Raw genomic sequence first — 4099 nt, 5'->3', positions numbered from 1 at the left:
ACAAGGCGCTGGGCGGCATCAAGGACATGGGCTCGACGCCCGACCTGATGTTCGTGATCGACACCAACAAGGAAGCGATCGCCATTCTCGAGGCCAAGCGCCTCGGCATTCCGGTCGTCGCCATCATCGATTCGAACTGCGATCCGGACAAGATCGACTTCCCGATCCCCGGCAATGACGACGCGGCCCGCGCCATCCAGCTCTATTGCGATCTGATCGCCAAGGCTGCGATCGACGGCATTGCCCGTCAGCAGGGCGCGCTCGGCGTCGACATCGGCGCTTCGATCGAAGCTCCCGTCGAACCGGCGCTCGACCCGGCTCCGGCCCCGGCTGCAGACGCTCCGGAAGCTTGATAATCGAAGGCCGGTTGCGGCCTTCATCTTTCTCATATTCTGGCACGCTAAACAGACGCACCATCGAATACCGATGGTGCGTCGGTGCATTTAAAACAAAGAGGCGACAATGAGCATTTCGGCTGCACAGGTCAAAGAACTCCGCGACTTGACCGGCGCGGGCATGATGGATTGCAAGGCGGCGTTGACCGAGACCAACGGCAACATGGAAGAGGCCGTCGACTGGCTGCGCAAGAAGGGTATCTCCAAGGCTGACAAGAAGGCTGGCCGCACCGCGGCTGAGGGCCTGATCGGCGTCGACAACGGCGTGCGCGAGGCTGCCGTCGTCGAGGTCAATTCCGAGACCGACTTCGTTGCCCGCAACGCCGCGTTTCAGGAAATCGTCGCCAATGTTGCCAAGGTTGCGCTGGCCTACGGCACGACGGAAGCTGTGGCCGCCGCAAAGTATCCAGGTTCCGACAAGTCGGTTGCCGACACCATCAAGGACGCTGTCGGCACCATCGGCGAAAACATGGGCTTCCGCCGCTCGGCCAAGCTCACCGTCCCGCACGGTGCTGTCGCCACCTACGTCCACAACGCAGTTGCCGATGGTCTTGGCAAGCTCGGCGTTCTGGTCGCGATCGAGACCACGGGCAATGAGCATGCCGCCAATGCCTTTGGCCGCCAGGTTGCCATGCATGTCGCCGCCACCAACCCGCTGGCGCTGACGGCCGAGCAGATCGATCCGGCTGCGGTCGAGCGCGAGAAGGCGATCTTCGCCGATCAGGCGCGCCAGTCCGGCAAGCCGGAAGCGATCATCGAAAAGATGGTCGAAGGCCGCCTACGCAAGTTCTATGAGGAAGTCGTGCTCCTGAAGCAGGCCTTCGTGCTCAATCCCGACATCACTGTCGAGCAGGCACTGAAGGATGCCGAGAAGGAAATCGGCGCTCCGGCCAAGATTTCCGCCTATCTGCGCTTTGCGCTCGGCGAAGGCATTGAAAAGGAAGAGACCGATTTCGCGGCGGAAGTCGCGGCTGCGGTGAAGAAATAATCCTTACAAATAGCCCCTGAAGGGGCTTCTCAGCTCAGGCAACTCGGCCGGGTGTCCGCAAGGATGCCCGGCCGATTTCTTGTGCGGTGTCGATAAAGGCCCTGAGCTTCGGCGCCATTGACGCCCGGCGCGGGAAATAGAGGAATAGCCCCGGTTCCTCGATCGCCGTCTGCGGCAGCACCTGGACCAGGCGGCCCGCGGCAAGATCGGCGCGCGCCAGCGGCTCGAAGACATAGGCAAGCCCGACGCCTGCAAGCGCAAGATCGATTGCTGCGAGCGAATCCGTCACGACAACGCTGCCCCGCGTCTCCATGGCGATGTCCTTGCCATCCTCGATCAGATCCCAGCGATAGAGCGCACCGGAGCGGACGAGCCGGTAGCCAATACAATTGTGGTTCGCCAAATCGGCAACGCTGCTGGGACGGCCGTGCCGTCCGATATAAACGGGCGAGGCCACGATGACGACGGAGAACGGCGGCGTCAGCCGGACCGCGACCATGTCCTGGGCGATCATCTCGCCAAGCCGGATGCCGGCATCGAAGCCTTCGCCGACGATATCAACCAGACCCTGGTCAGCGAAGACCTCGACGGTAACCTCCGGATAGCGCTCGGCCATCGCGGCGACCACCGGCGTCACCGCCAATGGTATGGCGATGTTGGAGGCGTTGATCCTGAGCAGGCCAGACGGCCTGCCTTTGACGCTGCGGATACGGTCCATCCGCTCGGCAATATCCTGGAGGGCCGGAGCCGCCGTTTCCACCAGCGCCTTGCCGGCCTCGGTGAGCGAAACGCTGCGCGTCGTCCGTGCGAACAAAGGCTGGCCGATCCGCTCTTCGACAATGCGCACCGCATGGCTGACTGCCGAAGGGCTCATGCCGAGTTCGGCGGCGGCAAGCGCAAAGCCGCCGCGTCGGGCCACGGCGACGATCACAGGCAAGTGGGTGAGCAGGTCCCGGTACATTCATGCATGATATCGCATGGTCCATACGAACAATGCAATCTTATCGATGTCGACCGAGCGGTCCACATTGCCGGCCGCACGTCGGCGATGGGCTGATGGCATCGAGGAGAAAGAACATGAATGCGTTGAAGCGCGTAACTTTCGCGGCAGGCATGGCGTTGGCGCCGATGGACGCCGGCGGGGCGGAGCCATCAGACTGGCGGGCCCTCGCAGACGAACGCGCGGTCATTCGCATTGCCGATGCCATCGACCGGGCCGTCGACGCCCAGGACTGGAAGCTTGCACGCAGCTATTTCGCGGATCGGGCCACTGCCGATTTCAGCAGCCTTTCCGGACAGCCGGCGGCCAACATCGCTTCCGACGACCTGATTGGCGCCTGGGCGGCCAACCTCAAGGGCAGCAAGACAAGCCTGCATCTGCGCACCAATCACCAGGTCGTTCTCGAAGGGGACACGGCGACTGTCCTGTCGAACGGCTATGCCTGGAACCGGATGGAAGGCAATGGCGACCCGCTTTGGGAGGTCTGGGGCACCTATGAGCATCACCTGACGCGTTTTGCGGATGGCTGGAAGGTCGATGGCTTTGCGTTCCGCATGACACACGAGCGCGGCAATCCCTGGGTCAAGACCACTCCGGGCCAGTGACGCTCGGGCATCTATCACCAAGCATTGGAAGACGATTATGACCATGACCTACTACACTCTTGGCAACAGCGGCCTCAGGGTCAGCCGGCTGGCGCTGGGCACGATGACTTTCGGCACGGAATGGGGCTGGGGAGCCGACAGGGATACGGCGCGGGCGATGTTCGACGCCTATGTCGAGGCGGGCGGCAATTTCTTCGACACGGCGGATCTCTACACAGACGGCACGGCCGAAGCCTGGCTTGGCGAATTCATCGCCGAGCGCGGCTTGCGCGACATGGCGGTGATCGCCAGCAAGTTCACCATGAACATGCAGCCCGGCAATCCGAATGCCGGCGGCAATGGCCGCAAGAACATCATGCGGGCCGTCGATGCTTCGCTGAAACGGTTGGGGACCGACTATATCGATCTCTATCTCATGCATGTCTGGGACAGGCTGACCCCGGCCGAGGAGGTCATGCGCACGCTGGACGACCTGGTTCGGATGGGCAAGGTGCGCCATGTCGGTCTTTCGGATGTGCCCGCCTGGTATGCGGGCCGCGCACAGGCGATCGCCGAATTGCGCGGATATGAGCCGGTTTCGGCGCTACAGCTCGAATATTCATTGGCCGAACGCGCGATCGAGAATGAGTTCGTGCCATTCGGCACGCGCCATGGCGCCGGCATCATGGTGTGGAGCCCGCTGGCCAGCGGACTGCTGAGCGGCAAGTATCGGCCGGCTCAGGCCGGAACCGCGGGCCGGCTCGACGGATTTCGCAACTCGACGCATCCGGGGTTCCAAAAGTTCACGCAACGCAACTGGGCTATCGTGGCCGAACTCGAGAAGGTCGCATCCGAGATCGGCCGCAGCATGCCTCAGGTCGCGCTCAACTGGGTAGCGACGCAGCCGGGGATCGCGACCGTCATTCTCGGTGCGACGACGCTCAGCCAAATGCAGGACAATCTTGGCGCGCTGGATTTCGAGATTCCGAAAGCGCATCGCGACCGGCTGGAGAGGGTCAGCAGAACTCCAGCGCCGTTTCCCTATTCCTATTTCGGCGCGCAGATACAGGCGCGCGTCACCGGCGGCGCGACAACCGGCGACAAGCCCTCCAACTACGTGTCACCGGTGCTT

General features: G+C 62.8%; 5 protein-coding genes. 4 read left to right on the top strand and 1 reads right to left on the bottom strand.

Annotated features, from left to right (window positions below):
* On the top strand, positions 1 to 353 hold a 353-nt coding region (gene rpsB / locus ENZ74_RS24135; protein ID WP_127313034.1), incomplete at its 5' end, for a 30S ribosomal protein S2.
* Between the two features lie 109 nt (positions 354 to 462).
* Entirely contained in the window at positions 463 to 1383 is a 921-nt protein-coding gene (gene tsf / locus ENZ74_RS24130; protein ID WP_013531764.1) for a translation elongation factor Ts, read from the top strand.
* Positions 1384 to 1417: 34 nt separating this feature from the next.
* Here tsf and ENZ74_RS24125 read toward each other — a convergent pair whose 3' ends face one another.
* Positions 1418 to 2344 carry a LysR family transcriptional regulator gene (locus ENZ74_RS24125; protein ID WP_063167965.1) on the bottom strand — a complete coding sequence of 309 codons (927 nt, stop codon included), beginning with the start codon at positions 2342 to 2344 and terminating at the stop codon, positions 1418 to 1420.
* Between the two features lie 116 nt (positions 2345 to 2460).
* On the opposite strand from ENZ74_RS24125, the gene ENZ74_RS24120 reads away from it, so the two are divergent.
* Positions 2461 to 2988 carry a nuclear transport factor 2 family protein gene (locus tag ENZ74_RS24120; RefSeq protein ID WP_063167966.1) on the top strand — a complete coding sequence of 176 codons (528 nt, stop codon included), beginning with the start codon at positions 2461 to 2463 and terminating at the stop codon, positions 2986 to 2988.
* Positions 2989 to 3025: 37 nt separating this feature from the next.
* On the top strand, positions 3026 to 4099 hold a 1074-nt coding region (locus tag ENZ74_RS24115; RefSeq protein ID WP_164761169.1), incomplete at its 3' end, for an aldo/keto reductase.

It is taken from the genome of Mesorhizobium sp. M7A.F.Ca.CA.002.15.2.1, from assembly GCF_003998715.1.
Classification (GTDB): Bacteria; Pseudomonadota; Alphaproteobacteria; order Rhizobiales; family Rhizobiaceae; genus Mesorhizobium; species Mesorhizobium ciceri.
This window is presented reverse-complemented; position numbering and strand designations above follow the sequence as displayed.

What these genes read in the sequence shown, in the direction of transcription:
- tsf (WP_013531764.1), top strand. Translation starts at nt 463, where the DNA reads ATGAGCATTTCGGCTGCACAGGTCAAAGAACTCCGCGACTTGACCGGC.
- ENZ74_RS24125 (WP_063167965.1), bottom strand. Translation starts at nt 2,344, where the DNA reads ATGTACCGGGACCTGCTCACCCACTTGCCTGTGATCGTCGCCGTGGCC.
- ENZ74_RS24120 (WP_063167966.1), top strand. Translation starts at nt 2,461, where the DNA reads ATGAATGCGTTGAAGCGCGTAACTTTCGCGGCAGGCATGGCGTTGGCG.